The 17,113-nt window shown below is 75.6% G+C and carries 14 protein-coding genes; 10 read left to right on the forward strand and 4 right to left on the reverse strand.

Annotation, left to right across the window (positions count from 1 at the left end):
• Positions 1-104 precede the first annotated feature (104 nt).
• Both BMW62_RS08485 and fabG read left to right on the forward strand, forming a co-directional pair.
• A complete protein-coding gene (locus BMW62_RS08485) occupies positions 105-1,316 on the forward strand; it encodes an acetyl-CoA C-acetyltransferase (RefSeq protein WP_091930413.1) in 1,212 nt (403 codons plus the stop codon).
• Between the two features lie 89 nt (positions 1,317-1,405).
• Positions 1,406-2,167, forward strand: a complete 762-nt coding sequence (gene fabG, locus BMW62_RS08490) for a 3-oxoacyl-ACP reductase FabG (RefSeq protein ID WP_091930414.1) — start codon at positions 1,406-1,408, stop codon at positions 2,165-2,167.
• A gap of 178 nt (positions 2,168-2,345) precedes the next feature.
• On the opposite strand, the gene BMW62_RS08495 is transcribed toward fabG, so the two are convergent.
• Together BMW62_RS08495 and BMW62_RS08500 are read right to left on the reverse strand one after the other, a co-directional pair.
• The gene (locus tag BMW62_RS08495; RefSeq protein ID WP_091930415.1) at positions 2,346-3,224 is read right to left on the reverse strand and encodes a DUF1206 domain-containing protein; all 879 of its coding nucleotides are present in this window, start codon (positions 3,222-3,224) and stop codon (positions 2,346-2,348) included.
• A complete protein-coding gene (locus BMW62_RS08500; RefSeq protein ID WP_091930416.1) occupies positions 3,221-4,060 on the reverse strand; it encodes a DUF1206 domain-containing protein in 840 nt (279 codons plus the stop codon). The genes BMW62_RS08495 and BMW62_RS08500 overlap by 4 nt, the downstream gene beginning before the upstream one ends.
• Before the next feature lie 114 nt (positions 4,061-4,174).
• Between BMW62_RS08500 and BMW62_RS22155 the strand changes: the two genes are divergently transcribed.
• The 3 genes from BMW62_RS22155 to BMW62_RS08515 are packed head-to-tail and all read left to right on the forward strand — an operon-like array spanning position 4,175 to position 7,766.
• A complete protein-coding gene (locus BMW62_RS22155; RefSeq protein ID WP_139206222.1) occupies positions 4,175-4,834 on the forward strand; it encodes a hypothetical protein in 660 nt (219 codons plus the stop codon).
• Positions 4,835-4,875: 41 nt separating this feature from the next.
• On the forward strand, positions 4,876-6,498 hold the full coding sequence (locus BMW62_RS08510) for an SIR2 family protein (RefSeq protein ID WP_170852284.1): 1,623 nt from the start codon (positions 4,876-4,878) through the stop codon (positions 6,496-6,498).
• A 38-nt stretch (positions 6,499-6,536) separates the two neighbouring features.
• Positions 6,537-7,766: a cytochrome P450 gene (locus tag BMW62_RS08515; RefSeq protein ID WP_091930469.1), complete on the forward strand. Its 1,230-nt coding sequence runs from the start codon at positions 6,537-6,539 to the stop codon at positions 7,764-7,766.
• Between the two features lie 233 nt (positions 7,767-7,999).
• Here the strand turns inward: BMW62_RS08515 and BMW62_RS08520 are convergent, their stop codons facing one another.
• Positions 8,000-10,321, reverse strand: coding sequence for a HelD family protein (locus tag BMW62_RS08520; RefSeq protein ID WP_244523912.1), 2,322 nt, complete (start codon positions 10,319-10,321; stop codon positions 8,000-8,002).
• Between the two features lie 126 nt (positions 10,322-10,447).
• Between BMW62_RS08520 and BMW62_RS08525 the strand changes: the two genes are divergently transcribed.
• Positions 10,448-11,122, forward strand: coding sequence for an NUDIX domain-containing protein (locus tag BMW62_RS08525; RefSeq protein ID WP_091930418.1), 675 nt, complete (start codon positions 10,448-10,450; stop codon positions 11,120-11,122).
• Positions 11,123-11,367: 245 nt separating this feature from the next.
• On the opposite strand, the gene BMW62_RS08530 is transcribed toward BMW62_RS08525, so the two are convergent.
• Positions 11,368-12,123 (reverse strand): hemerythrin domain-containing protein, encoded by a 756-nt coding sequence (locus BMW62_RS08530; RefSeq protein WP_091930419.1) that lies wholly within the window; start codon positions 12,121-12,123, stop codon positions 11,368-11,370.
• A gap of 256 nt (positions 12,124-12,379) precedes the next feature.
• Here BMW62_RS08530 and BMW62_RS08535 point away from each other — a divergent pair, with 256 nt between their 5' ends.
• The 4 genes from BMW62_RS08535 (at position 12,380) to BMW62_RS08550 (ending at position 17,085) form a co-directional block, all read left to right on the forward strand.
• On the forward strand, positions 12,380-13,180 hold the full coding sequence (locus tag BMW62_RS08535) for an alpha/beta fold hydrolase (protein WP_091930420.1): 801 nt from the start codon (positions 12,380-12,382) through the stop codon (positions 13,178-13,180).
• 19 nt (positions 13,181-13,199) lie between these two features.
• Positions 13,200-15,443, forward strand: a complete 2,244-nt coding sequence (locus BMW62_RS08540) for a SpoIIE family protein phosphatase (RefSeq protein ID WP_091930421.1) — start codon at positions 13,200-13,202, stop codon at positions 15,441-15,443.
• A 78-nt stretch (positions 15,444-15,521) separates the two neighbouring features.
• Positions 15,522-15,839 (forward strand): hypothetical protein, encoded by a 318-nt coding sequence (locus BMW62_RS08545; RefSeq protein WP_091930422.1) that lies wholly within the window; start codon positions 15,522-15,524, stop codon positions 15,837-15,839.
• An 85-nt stretch (positions 15,840-15,924) separates the two neighbouring features.
• The gene (locus BMW62_RS08550; RefSeq protein WP_091930423.1) at positions 15,925-17,085 is read left to right on the forward strand and encodes an acyl-CoA dehydrogenase family protein; all 1,161 of its coding nucleotides are present in this window, start codon (positions 15,925-15,927) and stop codon (positions 17,083-17,085) included.
• Positions 17,086-17,113: the final 28 nt, after the last annotated feature.

Consider the following 17,113-nt stretch of genomic DNA (forward strand, 5'->3'; position numbering starts at 1 on the left):
CTTCGGGGGCCGGGGGCGCGCGGCGACCGCCCGCGGGGCAGACTCGGGGCGCGACGCCCGGAGCCGGACCGGGTGCCGGGAGCGGACGAACGAGGAGGACCACCGTGCGCGATGCGGTCATCTGCGAGCCCCTGCGGACGCCGGTCGGCGGGTTCGGGGGCTCGCTGCGCGACGTCCCCGTCCAGGAGCTGGCGGCGACGGTGATCCGTGCGCTCCTGGAGCGCACCGGGCTGCCGCCCGAGTCGGTGGACGACGTCCTGCTCGGCCACTGCTACCCGACGATGGACGCGCCGGCCCTCGGCCGGGTCGCCGCCCTCGACGCCGGCCTGCCGGTGACGGCCTCGGGCCTCCAGGTCGACCGCCGCTGCGGCTCGGGCCTGCAGGCGGTCGTCTACGCGGCGCTGCAGGTGCGGTCCGGCGCCTCCGACGTCGTCCTCGCCGGTGGCGCGGAGTCGATGAGCAACGCGCCGTTCTACTCGACCGCCATGCGCTGGGGCGTCAAGCCCGGGCCCGGCGTGCTGCTGGAGGACGGGCTGGCCCGCGGCCGGGTCACCGCCGGCGGGCAGAACCACCCCGTGCCCGGCGGGATGCTCGAGACCGCGGAGAACGTCCGGCGCGACTACGGCATCGGCCGCCAGGAGCAGGACGAGTACGCCGTCCGCAGCCACCAGCGGGCCGCGGCCGCCACCGCCGAGGGGCGGTTCGCCGACGAGATCGTGCCGGTGACGGTCAAGCACCGGAAGGGCGAGACCGTCGTCGAGCGCGACGAGCACATCCGCCCTGACTCCACGGTGGAGACCCTCGCCAAGCTCCGCCCGATCCTCGGCAAGAACGACCCCGACGCCACCGTCACCGCGGGCAACGCCTCCGGGCAGAACGACGGCGCCGCCGTCGCCATCGTCACCCACCCGGAGAAGGCCGCCGAGCTCGGCCTGCGGCCGCTGGCCCGCCTGGTGTCCTTCGGGGTGGGCGGGGTGCCGCCGAAGACCATGGGCATCGGCCCGGTGCCGGCCACCGCCAAGGCGCTCGCCCAGGCCGACCTCAAGCTCTCCGACGTCGACCTCATCGAGCTCAACGAGGCGTTCGCCAGCCAGGTGCTCGCCGTCGCCAAGGAGTGGGGCTTCACCGACTCCGACTGGGAGCGCACCAACGTCAACGGCTCGGGCATCTCGCTGGGCCACCCGGTGGGCGCGACCGGGGGCCGGATCCTGGCCACGCTGCTGCGCGAGATGGACCGCCGCGGCGCCCGCTACGGCCTCGAGACGATGTGCATCGGCGGCGGGCAGGGCCTCGCCGCGCTGTTCGAGCGCGTCTGAAGAAGGACCCCGCTGCCCCCCACCGCTCGCGAGCTCGCGGCGGGCCCCTGCAGCGGGGCCGTTCCATCCCGTCGACCAGAGGAGTCTGCATGTCCGAGTCCACTGCCCGCGTCGCGATCGTCACCGGAGCCGCCCGCGGCATCGGTGCGGCCACCGCGCTGCGGCTGGCCCAGGACGGCTTCGCCGTCGCGGTGATCGACCTGAAGGAGGACGACGCCCGGGGCACCGTCGAGGCGATCGAGGCCGCCGGCGGCCGGGCGCTGGCCGTGGGGGCCGACGTCGGTGACGCCGAGCAGGTGCAGGCGGCCGTCGACCGGATCGCCGCGGAGCTGGGCCCGCCGGTGGTGCTGGTGAACAACGCCGGGGTCACCCGGGACAACATGCTGTTCAAGATGAGCGACGCCGACTGGGACGTGGTCATGCACGTGCACCTGCGCGGCTCGTTCCTCATGACCCGCGCCGCCCAGAAGCACATGATCGACCAGAAGTGGGGGCGCATCGTCAACCTGTCGAGCACGTCCGCTCTGGGCAACCGCGGCCAGGCCAACTACGCCACCGCCAAGGCCGGTCTGCAGGGCTTCACCAAGACCCTCGCCATCGAGCTGGGCAAGTTCGGCGTGACCGCCAACTGCATCGCGCCGGGCTTCATCCAGACGGAGATGACCAAGGCCACCGCCGAGCGGATCGGCGAGGACTGGGAGTCCTACGTGCAGAAGCGCGCGGCGGCGATCCCGGTCGCCCGCGCCGGCGTGCCGGAGGACATCGCGCACACCGTCTCGTTCTTCTGCAGCGAGGGCGCCGGGTTCGTCTCCGGGCAGGTCGTCTACGTCGCCGGCGGTCCGCGCACCTAGGACCGCGTCACGCAACCTTCGACTGGTTCAAGCTGGGCCGGGTAGCGCTTCGCGTCAGGACAGTGTGCGCAGACGCGCCATTCCCGTGCCGAGAACTGACCATCTGCGCACTCCGTCGCCAGCAGCGGCGGTCTCGGGAAGGCAGCCGCCAGGCAGGCGAACGTCGACGGCCGCAGTACTAGGACGAGGGGTCGCGGTCGGGGTACCGCGCGCGGGCGAGGGCGTAGACCCCGAACGCCGCGAACCCGGCCGCGACACCGCCGAGCAGCCACGGCCCGGCGCCCACCCCCGCGATCGCCGTCATCGCGCCGTCCAGGCCGGTCGCGGTGGAGGCGTCGAGCGAGGTGGCCGCCTGCCACAGCAGGACGCCGACCAGCGCGAAGGCGACGCCCTTCGCCAGGTACCCGATCCGCCCCAGCACCTCGATCGCCGGTTCCCAGCGGTCGGGGGCCGCGGGCAGGTCGATGTCGCGCATGAAGCCGCCGGTGCAGCCGCGCACGAACGTGTAGATCCCGACGGCGACCACCCCGGCCGCGACCGCGCCGATGAAGACGGCCCCGCCGGGGATCAGCAGCGTCTCCTCGGTGAGCTCGCGCAGCCGCTCGTCGGCCTCGTACTCGAACCCGAGGGCGAACAGCAGCGCGGTGAGCCCGAGGACGCCGTACACCGCGCCCTTGGCCAGGCACTTGGCGCAGACGACGGCGGTGCGCACCCGGTGCTCGCCGTCCAGCAGCCCGTGCCACCAGAGCAGCACCTCCGCGGCCTGCCAGACGGCCAGCGACAGCATGCCCAGGCCGATCGCGACCAGCAGCAGCCGCCCGCCGGGCCCACCGGCGACCGTGAGCAGCGCGCCGGTCTGGTCGGGATCGGCGCCGCGCAGCCCCATCGCCATGCGCACCGCGAGCACGGCGATGAGCAGGTGCATCGCCCCGTAGGCGATGAGGCCGGCGCGGGCGAGGTGGACCAGCACCGGGTGGTCGGTGACCCGGCGGATCCGGACGACGACGTCGTGGAGGCGGTGGGCCAGCGCCCGGACCGAGGGCGCCGGCGGGCTCACGTGCGCTCGGGATAGCGCGCGCGGACGAAGCAGTAGGCGCCGAAGGCGGCGATCCCGACGGCGACGAGGGTCAGCAGCACCGGCCCGGCGGGCGCGGTCAGCAGCGTCTGCAGCGCGCCGTCCAGGCCGGACGCCTTGGCGGGGTCGAACGTGACCGCCGCCCACACGAGCAGCCCGCCGACGAGCCCGAGCGCGACCCCCTTGGCGGGGAAGCCGACCTGGCCGAGCCGGGTGACCAGCCGCCGGGCGGAGGACGAGCAGTCGCTGAGGTCGATCTCCTTGAGGAACTTCTTGGTGACGCCCTTGTGGACGAGGTAGACCGCGACGCCCACGACGACCAGCCCGGCGGCGCCGACCAGCCAGCGGCCGGCGGGCCAGCCGAAGACGCCGGCGGCGGCCTGCTGCTGGGACCCGCCGCCGGACTGCCCGCCCCCGGTGGCGAACCGGATCGCGAGCACGGCCAGGGCGGTGTAGACCACCGCCTTGGCTGCCGCCTTCACGGTCTTCTCCACCGCCGTGGTGCGGGCCTTGCCCGACGCCGACCAGCCGTGCCGCCAGCGGAGGATCTCGGCGGCCTGCCAGAGCGCCAGCGCGACCAGCCCGATGCCGAGCACCCACAGCAGCGGCTCGCCCAGCGGCTGCTCGGCCAGGGTGGCCAGCGCCCCGGACTGGTCGGCCTGCTCGCCGGCCCGGCCCCAGGCGAGCTGCAGCGCCAGCCAGGCGATGAGCACGTGCACCAGCCCGTAGGCGACCAGCCCCACGCGGGCCAGGTGCTCCAGGCCGTCGCTGTTCCCGGCCCGGCCCGCGACCGAGCCGGCCCTGTCCTGCACGCTCATCGCGGTGCCTCCTGCTCCGGCTCCGATGGCGGAGCGCCATGCGGTGATCAGCGTGGCACGGCCCACGTCCCGGTGCCTCCCCGTCCGGCGTGCGGCGTGGGGGACACTGGGTGCGTGGCGAACGGAACCGGAATCCTCTCGGCCGGCACGGTCGGCGCGGCGACCCCCGAGGTCGCCCGGCGCACCTGGCCGCGGTGGCTGGCCCTGGGTGTGGCGATGATCGCGGTCGCGGTCGTCGCCGTCGTCTGGGACGCCGGTGCCCGCCTGCTGCTCGGCGGCGTGGGGCTGTTCCTGGCCGCGCGGGGGACGGTCCTGCTCCGGGGTGCCCGCGCCGGCGTCGTCCCCGGCGAGGTGGCCGGGCGGGCGCGGTCGCTGGGCACGGTGGCCGTGGTGGCCGGGGCCGCGGCCCTCGTCGTCGCCGTCACCTCGGCGTCCCTCGCGGCGGCGGTCCTCCTCGTCGGCGTCCCCCTGCTGCTCCTCGGCACGTCGCTCGGCCTGCTGGGCCGGGGCGGCGCGGCGAGGCGCGGGGGGCAGGCGCTGCTGGTCTGGTCGGTGCTGGTCACCGCTCTGCTGGTGGTCACCGGCGTGCTGCAGGGCGCCGACCGGGCCGCCGACGTCGCCACCGTGGTGGCCGCGCTGGTCCTCGCGGTGCTCGGCGTCCCGCTGCTGATCGGCGCGGCGCACCTGCGCACGGTGGCGGCGGCGCCCGCCCCGGCGCCGGTGGGCTCCGGCTGCGGTGGCTGCGCCTGCGGCGCGGGCGGCTGCGGGGCCTGACCGGCGCGCATGCCCCGCGGGCCCTGGGTATGGCCCAGCCCGTGAGCGGACACGTCTTCGTCGTCGGGGCGGACCTGACGCGGCTGTCCTGCGACGACGTCCTGGTGCCCACCGACCGCTCGCTGCGGGTGGCCCGCGGTTGGTGCGCCCTGCTGCCCGACGAGCTGATCACCGACCGGCGGGCGGACGGCGACTGCGTCGCGATGTCGTGGACCGGGGACGAGCGGGTGCTCGAGGTGCCCGGGGACGGCGCACGGCGCGCGTGGCTGGTCGACACCGTCGACGGGGGCGCCGATGGAACGGGGAGCCGGGGGCGGTCCTGGCTGCTCGACGGGGCCCGCGAGGCGCTGGCCGCCGTCGCCCGGCGCGAGGTGCGCGAACCGGTGCTCGGGCGCGCACGGCGGTTGGTCGGGCTGCCCGCGCTGGGCACCGGCTGGGGCGGAGCCGCGGGCGAGCGCGGGGCCCTGCTGCAGCAGCTGCTGCCGGTGCTGCGCGAGGCCGCCGAGGAGCACGGCTTCGACGTCGCCCTGGTGCTGCGCCGGCCCAGCGACCTCGCCGCCGCCCAGCGGGTGCGGCGCGGCGAGGAGGGCGGCTGGGACCTGCCCGGGCGCCTGCGGGACCTGGCCGTGGACCTGGGCGAGCGCGCCCGCCGGGGTCAGCTGGCGGTCTTCATCGGCGCGGGGGTCAGCGCCGCCGCGGGGTTGCCGACGTGGGAGCAGCTGGTGCACGAGCTGGCGACCCGGTCGGGCCTGGACGACGCGCTGCGCGTGGGCCTCGCCCGGCTGCCGGCGCAGGACGCGGCGGCGCTGCTGGCCCGCGAGCTGGGCGCCGACGAGCTGGCGGCGTTCGTCCAGGAGCGGTTCGGGCCCGGCCACTACGCCCTCGCGCACGCGCTGATCGCCGATCTGCCGGTGCAGGAGTTCGTGACCACGAACTACGACCCGCTGGTGGAGCTCGCCGCCGGTGACATCGGCCGGCAGGTGACCGTGCTGCCCCACGACGAGGCCCGGCCGGGGGCGCCGTGGCTGCTCAAGCTGCACGGGGACGCCGCGCACCCGGAGAGCGTGGTGCTGACCCGCGAGGAGTACCTGCAGTTCGGCAACACCGGTGCGGCGCTGGCGGGGGTGCTGCACTCGCTGCTGCTCACCCGGCACGTGCTGTTCGTGGGCACCTCGATGCTGGACGACGACCTGATCCGGATCGCCCACCAGGTGCGCATCGCGCTGCAGACCCAGGGGGCGGGGACGGCACGGCGCACCGGGACCGTGCTCGCGCTGCAGGAGGACCCGGCCCGCGCCCGCCTGTGGGAGCAGGACGTCGAGACGGTGGCGATGAGCCCCGCGGACGCCTCGCCGGCCGAGGCCGCGCGCCGGCTGGAGGTGCTGCTCGACCTCATCGGCTGCCTGTCCACGCCGCCCACCGGCTACCTGCTGGACCCTGCCTACCGCGGGCTGCTCGACGAGGAGGAGCGGGTGCTCGCCGAGGCGCTGGCCGGGGTGGCCGCGGCGCTGCCCGGGGACGCCTCGTCCACGGTCGGGCAGGAGGTCGCCGGCCTGCTGCGCCGGCTGGGCCACGGCAGCTGCGCCGCCGACGGGGAGGACCCGCCCGTCGGCGTCGCCACCCGGCCCCGCGACGACCGGACGCAGGAGCAGCGGCCGGGCTGAGGGGTTGCCCACCTGCGCGGATGGGCACGGCACGGCTCATGCCACGTCTGGAGAACAGCCTGAAACTGCTGTCGAAGGGCTACGCCTGGCTACCCGACGAGCGCCGGCGGGCCGGCCGGGACGCGGTCGGGGTCCGGCTGGGCGGGATGCCGGCCGTCGGCATCGAGGGCCCCGAGGCGGCCCGCTTCCTCTACGACGAGGACCACGTGCGCCGCTCGCACGCCATCCCGGAGCCGGTGCAGGGCACGCTCTTCGGCAAGGGTGCGGTGCACACGCTGGACGGCGAGATGCACCGGGTGCGCAAGGCGATGTTCGTCGCGCTGCTGATGCGCGAGGACGGCATCGCCTCGCTGGTGGAGCGCACGACCGCGGCCTGGGACGCCGCGGTGCCCGAGTGGTCCCGCCGGTCGGAGATCGTGCTGTTCGACGAGGCGAGCCGGGTGCTGGCCGGTTCCGTGGCCCGGTGGACGGGCGTGCCGGTGCGCGACGAGGAGGTGCCCGGCCTCGCCCGCGACATGGTGGCCATGGTCGACGGCTTCGCGACCGGTGGGCCCCGCCACTTCCGGGCGCGCCGGGCCCGGGGCCGCCGGGAGCGGTGGCTGCAGCAGCTGGTCCGGGACGTGCGCAGCGGGCGGGCCCGGGTGGAGGAGGGCTCGGCGGTCGAGGTGGTGTCGCAGCACCGGGACGCCGACGGCGCCCAGCTACCGGCGGACGTGGCCGCGGTGGAGCTGGTCAACATCATCCGGCCGACGACGGCGGTCGCCTGGTTCATGGCCTTCTCGGGCCACGCGCTGATCCGCTGGCCGGGCAACCGGGAGCGGCTGGCGAGCGGTGACCCGGCATTCGCCGAGGCGTGGGCGCACGAGGTGCGGCGGTTCTACCCGTTCGCCCCGTTCATCGGCGGCCGCTCCCCGCAACGCAACGAGTTCGCCGGCGAGGAGATCCCCGAGAACGCCATGGTGCTGCTGGACCTGTACGGGCAGAACCACGACCCGGCGCTCTGGGACACCCCGTACGCCTTCCGCCCCGAGCGGTTCCTCGACCGCAAGATCGGCGAGTGGGAGCTGGTGCCGCAGGGCGGCGGCGACCCGCGCACCAACCACCGCTGCCCGGGGGAGCAGATCACCGTCGCGCTCATCTCGGCCCTCGCGGTGCGGCTGGCCCGGCTGGAGTGGGAGGCGCCCGAGCAGGACCTGACGATGGCGCTGCACCGGATCCCGGCCAGGCCGAGGAGCGGCGTGCGGCTGCGGGTGCGCGGCGGGACCTGAGGCGGGCGCCCCGCCACGTGCGCTCCGGTACGGCACACGTGGACGGTCCTGCGGGACACCGCCACGGAGGTCGAGGCCCTGACGCACCGGCCCCCTCACGGATCTCACCGGCCAGCGTGTGCACTCACCGGTCAGCGTGTGCGCTGACGTCCACCCGAGCGCTCGAAAGTGGGCGTCGGCGCACACGCTGGCCGGTCGTCGATCGCCCACCCGACGCCGGAGCAGCAGCGCGGTCAGCGGGGGTCGAGCCGCTTCAGCTCCGGGGGGAGTTCGCCGGCGTGCACCACGCCCAGTCGCTGGGTGGCCCGGGTGAGCGCCACGTAGAGGTCGTTGTGGCCGCGCACGCCCTCGGTGAGGATCCCGCCCGGGTCGGCGACCAGCACCGAGTCGAACTCCAGGCCCTTGCTGCCCTCGGGCGTGAGCACCACCGGCCCGGCGGTCAGGTCGCCGTCGGCCGAGGCGGCGGGCACCCGGGCGCGGACGGCGTCGATGACGGCGGCCAGCCGGCTGCGCGGCACGACGACGCCGAGGGTGCCCTCCTCGCGGTCCAGCTCGGCCGCGGCCCCGGCGACGGCCGCGACCAGATGCTCCTCGGCGACCGCGCGGGCCCACGGCTGCTCACCGGTGGAGCGCACCGACCGGGCCGCCGAGGTGGCGGCCCCGCCCGCGGCCAGCACGTCGGTGGCGACGTCCATGATCTCCGCGGGCGTGCGGTAGTTGACGGTCAGCTCCTCCAGGCGCCAGCCGCGCATGTCCCGGGGCCCCAGCGCCGGCTCGAGCACCTCGGCCCAGCTGCTGGCACCGGCGGCCGAGCCGGTCTGCGCGACGTCGCCGACCAGGGTCATCGACCGGGTGGGGCAGCGGCGCAGCAGCACCCGCCAGGCCATGGCCGAGAGCTCCTGCGCCTCGTCGACGATGACGTGCCCGTAGGTCCAGGTGCGGTCGGCGGCGGCGCGCTGGGCCGTCGACCGCGAGTCGCCGACCTCCTGCCGCTCGGCCAGGCCCTCGGCGTCGAGGAGGTCGCCGGCGGAGAGCTCCTCGGACTCATCCTCGGTCTCCCAGTCGGTCGAGCGGGAGCCGTGCAGCAGGTCGAGGGTCTCCTGGGCGTGGCGCAGCCGGCGCTGCCGCTCCCGGCGGGCGGCGGCCCGCTCGGCGCTGTCGTCGATGCCGAGCAGCTCGTCGGCCTCCTCGAGGAGGGGCACGTCGGCCGGCGTCCACGGCGCGGACGCCGGCCGCAGCAGCAGCTCGCGGTCGGCCTCGGGCCACCCGCGGGTCGCGGCCGCCAGCCGGCGGGGGTCGGCGAAGAGGTCGCGCAGCAGGCGCTCGGCGCTCAGCCGGGGCCACAGCCGCTCGACCAGGGCGTGCACGGCGGGCTCGGCGGCGACCTCCTGCAGCAGCGCGGCGAGGTCGCCCCGGCCGAGCAGGTTGCCGCCGTCGAGCACGTTCGCGCCGAGCTTGTCGGCGTACTTGCCGGCGAGCAGGTCGATGACCGCGCGGACGAACGCCGGCCGGGCCTCGTTGTGCAGCCGGGAGACCGCCCGGGCGCGGCTGCGCGCGCGGGCGGCGTCGGCCTTGGTGAAGCGCAGCGGCAGCCCGTCGACGGTGAGGTTCGCCGGCGCGTCCAGGACGGCCTGCCGGTTGCGGACGGCGGTGGCGACGACGTCGACCATCGCCAGCCGCCCCTTGACCTCGGCGACCTCCGGTGCCTCGGCCGCGTGCGCCTGCAGCCCCGGCCGCAGGCCGCCCATGTCGGTGAGCACCACCCCGGTCTCGCCGAGGGAGGGCAGCACGTCGGCGATGTAGCCGAGGAAGGTGGGGGAGGGCCCGACGACGAGCAGCCCGCTGCGGGCCAGCCGCTCGCGGTGGGTGTAGAGGAGGTAGGCCGCGCGGTGCAGGGCGACGGCGGTCTTGCCCGTGCCGGGACCGCCCTGCACGACCAGGACGCCGCGGTGGTCGGCCCGGATGATCCGGTCCTGCTCGGCCTGGATGGTGCGGACGATGTCGTTCATCCGGCCGGTGCGGTTCGCGTTGAGCGCGGCCAGCAGCACCGACTCGCCGGCCAGCCCGGACCGCTGCGCGAGGTCCGGGTCGGAGAGGTCGAGGGTCTCGTCGGTGACGCCGACGACGGTGCGGCCGCGGGTGCGGATGTGCCGGCGGCGGCGCACGCCGAGGTCGTGCAGGGGCGTGGCGGTGTAGAAGGGCTGGGCCGCGGGGGCGCGCCAGTCGACGAGCAGCGGCTCCTCGCCGCCGTCCTCCGCGAAGAGCCCGATGCGGCCGATGTACCGGGGGACGTCGACGTCGTGCCGGTCGAGCCGGCCGAAGCACAGCCCGCTGTCGGCGGCGTCCAGCGCGACGATCCGCTGGGAGTGCAGCTCGACCGCAGCCTCGCGCTCCCCGACGGCCTGCGGGTTGTGCGGCACGGTGGCCAGGGCCTCGTCGAGCCGGGCGACGGTGCGGGCGCGGACCTCGTCGAGCCGGCGGTGCAACACGCTGACGTAGGCCTGCTCGGCCGCGATCCCGTCGTCGGGGGACCCGGTCGCACGAACTGTCGTCACAACCTCTTCGCTCTCTGGTGGTGAGGGGAGTGCGCACGGCACGCCGCGTGCCGTTCCGGGCAGCTGCTCATTCTGCGCACGCGGACCCTGCGCGGGCGCCGTGCCTCGCGCACTAGCGTCCTGCGTGTGACGCAGATTCCCGGCATCGACGTCCCGGACGCCCGCGGCCGCACCGGCCTGGACCGGGTGGGGCGGGACCTCAGCGGCAACCCGCGGGTGCGCATCACCGACGTGGAGCTCGTGGCGAGCGCCTGGCACGTGCTGCGCCGGACCACCTTCGAGTACCGCCGCGCGGACGGCACCTGGGTGACCGAGGCGCGGGAGACCTACGACCGCGGCAACGGGGCGACCATCCTGCTGCACGACGTCGCCCGCGGGACCGTCCTGCTCTCCCGGCAGTTCCGCTTCCCGGTGTACGTGAACGGCCACCCCGACGGCATGCTCCTCGAGGCCGCCGCCGGGCTGCTCGACGAGGACGACGCCGAGACCGCCATCCGCCGCGAGGCCGAGGAGGAGCTCGGGGTGACGGTGGGCGAGCTCCAGCACGTGTTCGACGTCTGGATGAGCCCCGGCTCGGTCACCGAGCGGCTGCACTTCTACGCCGCCCCCTACACGGCGGCCGACCGCACGGCCGGCGGCGGCGGGTTGGCCGAGGAGGGGGAGGACATCGAGGTGGTGGAGCTGCCGTTCGACGAAGCGCTGCGGATGGTGGCCGACGGCCGGATCGCCGACGCGAAGACGATCATGCTGCTGCAGTGGGCGGCGCTGCAGGGCCCGTTCGCCGCAGGGGCGCGCCGGTAGCCGGCCGGCGCGGGCGGGGGATCAGTTCGCGTTCCATCGCCACTCTGCGGACACCTTCCCGACACGCTGGTTCCCTAGCGTCGTCGGCACGACGACGAGGAGGACCGGCCATGAGCACCGCGACGAAGGAGCGGACCACCTGGGTCTGCGACAACTGCCACGGGCGCGAGATGAGCGCCCGCAAGCGCTGCCGCGACTGCGGGACGTCCCGCTGCTGACCCGGCACCGGGCCGGGACGGCTCAGCTCAGGCGGCGGGCGGGGCGCCGCGCAGCCGGACGACGGCGGCGCGGTAGCGACCGCCACCCCAGAGCCGCCAGGCCAGCCGCCTGCCGCGCGGCAGGCCACCGAGCAGGCGGGCGCGGTCGGCGGCGCTGCAGTCCTCCAGGGCCAGCCCCAGCACGAGCAGCTGCTCGCGCCCGGAGAGCCCGCAGCGCGCGGTGCGCATGACCGGTGCCCACCCGGCGTCGGTCAGGTGGGCGTCGAGCAGGGGGAGCAGGATGGCCTCCTCCTCGGCGGTCTGGGCGTCGACGTCGTCGGCCAGCCGCCGGCAGGCGCGGGCGAAGGCCTCCCGTGCCCTTCCGCTGCCGGAGCAGGCCCACTGGCGGGCCGCGGTGTCCAGGTCGCGCAGCGCGGCGTCGATCCGGGCGCACGAGGAGGTCCAGCCGGCGACGGCGGCGGCCACGGCCGGGCGGGCGCCCTTCGGTGCGCTGCGCAGGAGCGCGGGCCACACCGCGTCCCGCTCGACGGCGTGGTGGTGCAGCAGCAGCCGGGCCACCAGCCCGGCGTGGCGGGTGAGCGTCCCGGTGCGGGCGCACTCGTCGTCGGGCGCCCAGGTGGCGACGTCGGCCAGCGTGCGCAGCTCCCGGCGCACGAGCTGGTGCAGCACCCGCTGGTAGGTCGCCGCCCGGCCCGGGGCCCGGGGGGTCGCGACGGGCGGCGCCGGGTCGACCGGGCGCCGGGGGAGCGGGACGGCGGGGGGAAGGACCGCGGTAGCGGTCATGGCGCGCACCTCGTTCAGCGGTTCGGGCCGGGGCTCCGGGATCGGCCGGAGCGCGGGATGCCGGGAGGGTAGGGCCGGCCGTCCACCGGGGGCAGCGGTTTTCCGGATCGGCCCGGGCGGCGCGGAGGGCGTCCGGCGGCGCGGAGCCGTGCGTCGTCCCCGGTTCACCGAGCGTGACCCGGGACGATCCGGAACCGTTCCGCCGCGATCGCGCGGATCGACCACACGCGGCGTCCGTTCCACTACGGTCGGGTCCGTGGGCAGCGTCGTCACTCGCAACCGGGTGAACGTCAGCGGCCTGCCCCAGGGGCGGCCGATGGTGTTCGCGCACGGCTTCGGCTGCGACCAGACGCTGTGGCGGCTGGTGGCCCCGGACTTCGCCGTCGACCACCGGGTCGTGCTGTTCGACCACGTCGGGTCGGGGCAGTCGGACCTGTCGGCCTACGACCCCGAGAAGTACGACTCGCTCGACGGGTACGCGTGCGACGTCGTCGAGATCTGCCGCGAGCTGGGTCTCACCGACGTCGTCTTCGTCGGCCACTCGGTGAGCGCGATGATCGGCGTGCTCGCCTACCACCGGGCGCCCGAGGTGTTCGGCGCGATGGTGATGGTCGGGCCCAGCCCCCGGTACGTCGACGACGAGGGCTACGTGGGCGGGTTCAGCCGCACCGACATCGTGGAGCTGCTCGACGCCCTGGACAGCAACCACCTGGGCTGGTCGACGCAGATCGCGCCGGTGATCATGGGCAACCCCGACCGGCCGGAGCTGGCCGAGGAGCTGACGAACAGCTTCTGCCGCACCGCGCCGCACATCGCCCGGCAGTTCGCGCGGGTCACCTTCCTGTCGGACAACCGCGCCGATCTGCAGGGCATCGAGGTGCCCACGCTGGTGCTGCAGTGCAGCGCCGACGCGATCGCGCCGGACGCGGTCGGCGAGTACGTGCACCGGCAGATCCCCGGCAGCGCGCTCGTGCGCATGCGGGCCACGGGCCACGTCCCCCAGCTCTCCGCGCCGGAGGAGACCACGGCCGCCATCCGCGCGTTCCTGACGCCGTGACCACCCCGGACGGCGTCCGGTGACCGGCCCCGAGGACGCGGGCGGCCGGCTGGAGCGCCTGCTCGACGAGGACCCCGCCGACCTCTACGAGAACGCGCCGATGGGGTACCTCTCCACGCTGCCCGACGGGCGGATCGTGAAGGCCAACCGCACCTTCTGCGCGTGGACCGGGCGGGCGCCGGAGGACCTGCTGGACCACCGGTTCCAGGACCTGCTCAGCGTCGGGGGACGGGTCTTCTACAACACCCACCTGCTGCCGCTGCTGCGCCTGCAGGGCATGGTGCGCGAGATCGCCATCGACATCACCCGCATCGACGGCTCGCTGCTGCCCTGCCTGCTCAACGCCGTCGAGGTGCGCGACGAGGACGGCGCCCCGCTGCTGGTGCGGGCGACCCTGTTCGAGGCGACGGCGCGGCGCCGGTACGAACGGGAGCTGCTGGCGGCGCAGCGGCTGGCGGAGGAGTCCGAGGCCCGCTCGCGGGTGGTGCAGAAGGTGGTCTTCGACCTGGCCGCCGCGGCGACGCCGGAGGACGTGGCGACGGTGATCGTGCAGCGCGGGCGCGCGGCGCTGCGGGGCAGCGGCGCCGCGCTCGTGCTGGTCGAGGGCGAGGCGGACGCGCAGGAGCTGCCGGCGCTGCGGCCGGTGCGCTCGGAGGGGGTGTCGCGGGAGCTGCTGCGGCGGCTGCGGGAGGCCGCCGGCAGCCGGCTGGCCCTGGAGCTGGCCCAGGGGCTGCGGTCGATCGTGCTCGACGACCGGCTGCGGGCCGATCAGCCGGAGCTCGCGGCGACGATGGCGGCCGACGGCTTGACCGACCTCGTCGTCGTCCCGGTGTCGGCCGACTCCAAACGGCTGGGCGTGCTGGTGCTGGCGCGCGGTGCGCCGGTGCGCGGGAACCTGATCAGCCTGGAGGAGCCGGGGGAGCACCGGCCGCTCACCCCGGCCGAGGTGGACCTGCTGTGGACGCTCGGCCGGCAGGCGGGGCAGGCCCTGGAGCGCGTGCGGCTGCACGAGCAGACCCGCCAGCAGGGCGAGCGGGCGGCGTTCCTGCTCGAGGCGGCGCGGCTGATGAGCGAGGCCCGCGACGTGACCGAGACGGTGCACCGGCTGGCCGGGCTGGTGGTGTCGCGGCTGGCCGACGTCTGCGTGATCGACATGGTCACCGAGCAGGGGCTGCACCAGCCCGTGGCGCGGCACCGGGACCCGGACCGCCAGCCGGTGCTCGACCGGCTGCGCGGCAGCCACCCGCCGGCGAGGTCCCCGATGCACCCCTCGGTGCGCGCGCTGCGCGAGGGCCGGACGCAGTGGATCCGCGACCTGGAGGAGGCGCGGGCGGTGCTCGACGCCGTCGCCCCCGACGACGCCTTCCGCGAGGCCGTCGGCCACCTGGAGCTGGTCGGCGTGGTGGGCGTGCCGATGATCGTGGACGGCCGGCGGCTCGGCGTCGTCACGTTCGGGGCCGACCGGCACCGCGCGCCGTTCACCGCCGCCGACGTCGAGGTGGCCGAGCAGCTGGCCCTGCAGCTGTCGCAGGTGGTGGACAAGGCGCTGCGGCTGGAGTTCGAGGAGCGCACCTCCCACACGTTGCAGGCCAGCCTGCTGCCGCCCTCGCCCCCGGTCATCCCCGGGCTCACGACCGCGGTGCGGTACCTGGCGGCGACGCGGGGGGTCGACGTGGGCGGCGACTTCTACGACGTCGTCCGGCTGCCCGGGGATCAGGTGGGGCTCACGGTGGGGGACGTCGTCGGACACGACATCACGGCGGCGGCGACGATGGGGCAGCTGCGCAGCGTGACGCGGGCGATGTCGGCCGATCGACCCTCGCCGGCCGTGCTCGTCGACCGGCTGCAGCACAACTGGGAGCTGTTCGAGCTGCAGCGGATGGCGACCGCGCTGTTCGCGACGCTGGACCCGGCGTCGGGGGAGCTGCGGCTCGCCTCGGCCGGGCACCTGCCGCCGCTGCTGTGCACCCCGGGCCGGGCGGAGCTGCTGCCGGTGCGCCCGACCCGCATGCTCGGAGCGCCGCCGGCGCCGGCGGTGGAGTGGAGCGGTGCCCTGCCGGAGGGCGCGGCGCTGCTGCTGTTCACCGACGGGCTGGTGGAGAGCCCGGGGGCCGACATCGACGCGGGGCTGGCCCGGCTGGTCGAGGTGGCGGCGCGGGCGTGGGCGGGGGACCCCGAGCAGCTCTGCGACCGGCTGCTCTCCGAGCTGACCGGGGAGCACCGGGCCGACGACATCGCCCTGCTCGCGCTCACCCGCACCTGACGGCGGGCGCCGACCACCTTCCGGACGCCGTGGTTTCGGGTCACCATGGGAAAGCGCGACCCCGGGGAGGAGACAGTGATGGACTCGTCGGCTCGTGGGAACCCGGTCACCGACGCCATCGACGGCGCGACCGGTGACTGGACGCTGTCGGGGGACGCGATGCGCTGGTCGCCCGAACTGGCGGAGCGGACGCCGGCCACCGGTGAGCTCGGCGGGCTGGAGACCGCCGCGGGCGTCGGCGCCGCGCTGGGGCTGGACGTCCAGGGGGTGCGGCGGCTGGTCTCGGGCGCGCTGGTCTCGCTGGGCGCGGTGGCCTCCGACGTCGTCACCGAGCTGCGCCAGCTGACCCGCGGCGATCCGGAGGAGGACGCACCCACCGACGTCCAGCCGGGCTGAACGGGGGCAAAGGGGGGCTGCCGGGCGGGGCGGTGCGGGCGACCTGTAGAACGGGCGTGAGCACGGCCACCCCCGAGGGAGTCGCATGAGCAACTCGTTGACACTGGCGCCCGCACCGCGGTCCGAGGCAGCCGAGCAGGTGCGGGCGGAGGTGCGCGAGTTCCTCGCCGCCGAGCTCGCCGCCGGGACCTTCCGGACGCACGTCGACACCTGGCTGTCCGGCGTCGACCCGGCGTTCTCGAAGAAGCTCGGGGAGCGAGGCTGGCTCGGCATGACCTGGCCGAAGAGGTACGGCGGCCACGAGCGGTCGGCGATGGAGCGCTACGCCGTCACCGAGGAGCTGCTCGCCGCGGGCGCCCCGGTGGCCGCGCACTGGATCGCCGACCGGCAGTCCGGACCGAACCTGCTCACCTACGGCACGGAGAAGCAGCGGGAGGAGATCCTGCCGCGCATCGTCGCGGGCGAGTGCTTCTTCGTCATCGGGATGAGCGAGCCGGACTCGGGCTCAGACCTCGCCTCGATCCGCACGAGGGCCATGCGGAACGGCGACGGCGACTGGGTGGTCAACGGCGCGAAGGTGTGGACGTCGAACGCGCACCACTCCCACTACGGGATCGTGCTGGTGCGCACCTCGCCGGCCGACCCGTCGAGCCGGCACGCCGGCATGTCGCAGCTGCTGGTCGACCTCTCGCTTCCGGGCATCTCGATCAACCCGATCCGCATCCTCGACGGCGGCCACCACTTCAACGAGGTGGTGTTCGAGGACGTCGTCGTCCCCGGCGACATGCTGCTGGGCGAGGAGGGCAACGGCTGGCACCAGGTGACCGCCGAGCTCGCGTTCGAGCGCTCCGGCCCGGAGCGGTTCCTGTCGACCTACCCGCTCGTCGCCGAGTTCGGGCGCCGGGTGGCCGAGACGGGCGATCCCGGGCAGCTGGCCGCGCTCGGCCGGCTCTCGGCGCGGCTGCTCGCGCTGCGGCAGATGTCGCTGCGGATCGCCGCGGCGCTGGACCGCGGGGAGCTGCCCAACATCCCGGCGGCGCTGGTCAAGGACGTGGGGACGACGTTCGAGGCGGACGTCGTCGAGGAGGTCCGCAAGGTGGTCGACGTGACGCCGTCGCTGGACTCGCCGGACCCGCTGGCGCGGGCGCTGGCGGAGGCGCAGCTGCACCAGCCGGGCTTCACGCTGCGCGGCGGGACCAACGAGATCCTTCGCGGGATCGTGGCTCGTGGATTGGGCCTGCGATGACCACAGCGAGCGAGCATCGCGGCGAGGG

The organism is Blastococcus sp. DSM 46786, assembly GCF_900109665.1.
Classification (GTDB): domain Bacteria; phylum Actinomycetota; class Actinomycetes; order Mycobacteriales; family Geodermatophilaceae; genus Blastococcus; species Blastococcus carthaginiensis.